Origin of the sequence: Nonomuraea antri (assembly GCF_013283785.1) — a bacterium.
GTDB classification, from domain to species: domain Bacteria; phylum Actinomycetota; class Actinomycetes; order Streptosporangiales; family Streptosporangiaceae; genus Nonomuraea; species Nonomuraea antri.
Genome location: NZ_JABCPZ010000438.1, coordinates 1 through 3,619, shown reverse-complemented (window position 1 = coordinate 3,619; position 3,619 = coordinate 1). Strand labels below are relative to the sequence as shown.

The following is a 3,619-nucleotide window of genomic DNA, read 5'->3' as shown; positions in this document are numbered from 1 at the left end:
GCGGGGTCGTGGTCGTGACGCTCAACTACCGGCTCGGCATCGAGGGGTTCGCGCAGATCGACGGCGCGCCGGCCAACCGGGGGCTGCTCGACCAGGTCGCGGCCCTGCGGTGGGTCCAGGACGACATCCGGGCGTTCGGCGGCGACCCGGACCGGGTCACGGTCTTCGGGCAGTCGGCGGGCGGCGGGTCGGTCGCCGCGCTGCTCGCCATGCCGCGTGCCGCCGGGCTCTTCCGGCGGGCGATCGCGCAGAGCGTGGTGGGCACGTTCTTCTCCCCTGAGCTGGCCGCCGACGTCGCCGCCGCCTGCGCCGCCGAGCTGGGGGTACGCCCCACCGTGCCGGGCCTGTCGGCGGTGGCCCCGGACGAGCTGCCCGCCGCCGGTGACGCCGTCTTCGCCAAGATGGACCAGTGGCGGGAACGCTGGGGGCGGATCACCCACCGGCCGATCCCGTACGCGCCGGTCGTCGACGGTGACGTCCTGCCGACGACCCCATGGCAGGCGCTGGCCGGCGGCGCCGCGCGGGACGTCGGGCTGCTCGTCGGGCACACGCGTGATGAGCACCGGCTGTTCAGCCTGATCGACGGCGTGCTCGGCCAGGTCACGTCCGAGCAGGCCCAGGCCGCGCTGCACCTGCTCGCCCCGGGCCAGGACGGCGCCCGCGGCTACCGCGAGGCGTTCCCTGACGCGTCAGACGAGGAACTGTACGAACTGGTCAACGCGGACTGGCTGTTCCGCATGCCGAGCCTGCACCTGGCCGAGGCGCAGCTCTCCGGCGGCGGCCAGGCCCACCTGTACGAGCTGACCTGGCCCGCGCCGGCGATGGACGGGCTGCTCGGCGCCTGCCACGGCCTGGACGTGCCGCTCGTCTTCGGCAACCTGGGCCCGAGCGGCGGCCAGCCCGCCATGCTGATCGGCGACCCGCCTTCCCCTGAGGCGGAGGAGCTGTCGGCGCGGATGCGCGAGGCGTGGACGGCGTTCGCCGCGCACGGCGACCCGGGCTGGCCCGCGTACGACGCCGGCCACCGGCTCACCCGGCTCTTCGACACGCCGTCCACGATCGCCGCCTATCCGGAGGTGGCTTCGCGGCTGATCTGGCAGGACCACGACTTCGCGCCGCTCCCGCTGCTCGTCCGCTGAAGAACGGCGCGAAGTACGGGGTCAGCGGAAGGAGCGGCGGTAGGCGGCCGGGGTGGTGCGCAGGGCGGTGTGGAAGCGGCGGCGGAGGTTGACCGCCGAAGAAAGCCCGACCCGGTTGGCGATGGTCTCGACGGGCAGGTCGGTCTCCTCCAGCAGGGCGCGGGTGGCGGCCAGCCGGCGTTCGAGCAGCCACCGGGCCGGCGGCACGCCGAGCTGCTCGGCGAACTGACGGGTGAGCGTCCTGGGCGAGACGCCCGAGAACGCGGCCATGTCCTCGACGGTGACGTGGTCGGGCAGGCGCGAGAGCAGCCATTCGAGCAGGGGCGCCAGCGAGTCCGGCATGGGCCCGGTGGTGGGCAGCGGCGGGTACTGGCGCTGGCAGCCCTCGCGGTGCGGACCGGCGGCGAGCTGACGGCCGATGCGCATGGCATGGGCCGCGCCGTACTCCTGGAACACCTGGTGGAGGCAGAGGTCGAGGGTGGCGGCCGAGGCTCCGGCGGTGGCGACGTCGCCGTGGTCGACGTAGATGACCGTGTCGTCCAGGATGACGCGGGGGTGGCGGGCGGCGAGCTCGCCGGACAGCTCCCAGTGGACGGAGGCGCGCCGGCCGTCCAGCAGCCCCAGCGCGGCGGGGACGAAGATCCCGGCGCAGACGGCGACGATCCGGGCACCTCGGGCATGGGCCCGGGACACGGCCTGGAGCACGGCGGGCGAGGGGGCCAGGGTCCAGCTCCAGCCCGCGATGACCACGGTGGCGGCGTCGTCGATGGCTTCGAGACCGGCGTCCACCTGGATGGGGACGCCGAGCGTGGTGGACAGGGAACCGGGAATTTCGGCGCACAGGCTGAAGCTGTAGTGCTGCGGGATGTCCGGGCCGTGGTAGCCGAAGACGGCCGAGGCGGAGGTGACCGGGTAGAGCTCCTGGTTCGGGGCGACCAGGGCGACCACGCGGTGCGGGCTTGACGGGGCCGGGGGTGTCTCCGGGCAGTCCAGGACCATGGCGTAAATGTACCCAATGATGTCATTTGGGACACCGGTGCTCTGATCTGGAAAAATCCAGAATTGGGCGCATGTGGACGAGGAACTTCACCCTCTACTTCGGGGCCCGCACGATCTCACTGCTCGGCGACGCGATGATGCCCGTCGCCTCCGCCCTGGCGATCGGCGAGGTGTACGGGATCGCCGGCGTCGGCTACGTGCTCGCGCTCTGGACCGCGTCGGCGGTGCTGGTCATGTTGTTCGGCGGGGTCGTGGCCGACCGGATCGGCGCCCGGGTGCTGATGATCGGTGCGGACGTGGTCAGGGTGATCACCCAGGGAGTCGTGGCCTGGGCCTTCCTGGACGGCGCGCCGCCGTACCCGCTGTTGCTGGCGATGGCGTTCTTCTCCGGCATGGCGGCCGGGGTGTTCGAGCCGTGCGTCAACGGCATGGTCCCGCTGGTCGCCAAGGACGCGCAGCGGGCCAACGCCACGTTGAAGATCGCGGAGGCGGTCACCCAGCTGGCGGGTCCCGCGCTGGCCGGGGTGCTGATCGTCGTCACCGGGCCGGTCTTCGTCTACACCTTGGACGCCGCGACGTTCCTGGTCAGCGGGGTGTGCCTGCTGCTGGTCCGGGTCAAGGTGCCCAGGCCGGCGCCGTCCAACGTGCTGAGCGACCTGCGCAGGGGCTGGGAGGAGTTCAAGGCCAGGAGTTGGATGTGGTCGGTCATCCTGGTCTGGGTGTTCTGGGGCGTGCTGGTGATCGGGCCGTACGTGCCGCTGTCGTCACAGGTCATCGGCGTCGACTACGGCTGGGTGATGGCGGCGCTCGGCCTCGGCACCGTGCTGGGCGGGCTGGTGGCGATCAAGCTCAGGCCGTCGCGGCCGCTGGCCGCCGGGGCGGTCGCGCTGAGCGGGTACGTGGCGGTGCCGCTGACGGTCGCGCTCGGGCTGCCGCTGCCGCTGCTGATGGCCGGGCACCTGCTCGGCGGCTGCGCGTGGGCGTTCTGGTCGGTGATGTGGTCCACCAGCGTGCAGACGCAGGTCGCGCCGGACGTGCTGAACCGGGTCAACGCCTACCAGGTGGCCGGATCGGTGGCCGGGATGGCGGTCGGCCAGGCGCTGGCCGGGCCGGTCACCGAGCTGGTCGAGCCGCGTACGTTCATGCTGGGCTCGGCGGTGGTGGCGGTCGGCGTGGTGGCCGCGCTGCTGCTGATCAGGCCGATCAGGCGGCTGGGCAGGACGTCTCCGGGGGAGCCGGCCGGTGGCGCGCCGGTCGAGGTGGCGGTCGGTTCGACGACATGACAGCCGTGCGGTCGGTGAGGGCGAGGGACATGGTGGCGGGCTCCTTCGAAGTCGTCCGTGGTCGGAGGGTCAGGCGTCGATGGCCTGGTAGAGGGTGGTCCAGAAGTCGTGGATGAGGCGGATGGAGTCGGGGGTGGAGGCGCCGACTTGGGTGAGCAGGATGCCGGTGAGCTGGTGGGCGGGGTCGGCGTAGGTGGC

General features: G+C 72.7%; 3 protein-coding genes. 2 read left to right on the top strand and 1 reads right to left on the bottom strand.

Going from position 1 to position 3,619, the window contains the following annotated elements:
- The coding region (locus HII36_RS53990; RefSeq protein ID WP_173531172.1) for a carboxylesterase/lipase family protein at positions 1 to 1,139 on the top strand (1,139 nt) is incomplete at its 5' end.
- Positions 1,140 to 1,160: 21 nt separating this feature from the next.
- Here the strand turns inward: HII36_RS53990 and HII36_RS53985 are convergent.
- Positions 1,161 to 2,138: a GlxA family transcriptional regulator gene (locus HII36_RS53985; protein WP_173531171.1), complete on the bottom strand. Its 978-nt coding sequence runs from the start codon at positions 2,136 to 2,138 to the stop codon at positions 1,161 to 1,163.
- Positions 2,139 to 2,209: 71 nt separating this feature from the next.
- On the opposite strand from HII36_RS53985, the gene HII36_RS53980 reads away from it, so the two are divergent.
- Entirely contained in the window at positions 2,210 to 3,421 is a 1,212-nt protein-coding gene (locus HII36_RS53980) for an MFS transporter (RefSeq protein ID WP_173531170.1), read from the top strand.
- Positions 3,422 to 3,619: the final 198 nt, after the last annotated feature.

Coding starts and splice junctions, on each gene's coding strand:
- HII36_RS53985 (WP_173531171.1), bottom strand. CDS start 2,138: ATGGTCCTGGACTGCCCGGAGACACCCCCGGCCCCGTCAAGCCCGCAC.
- HII36_RS53980 (WP_173531170.1), top strand. CDS start 2,210: ATGTGGACGAGGAACTTCACCCTCTACTTCGGGGCCCGCACGATCTCA.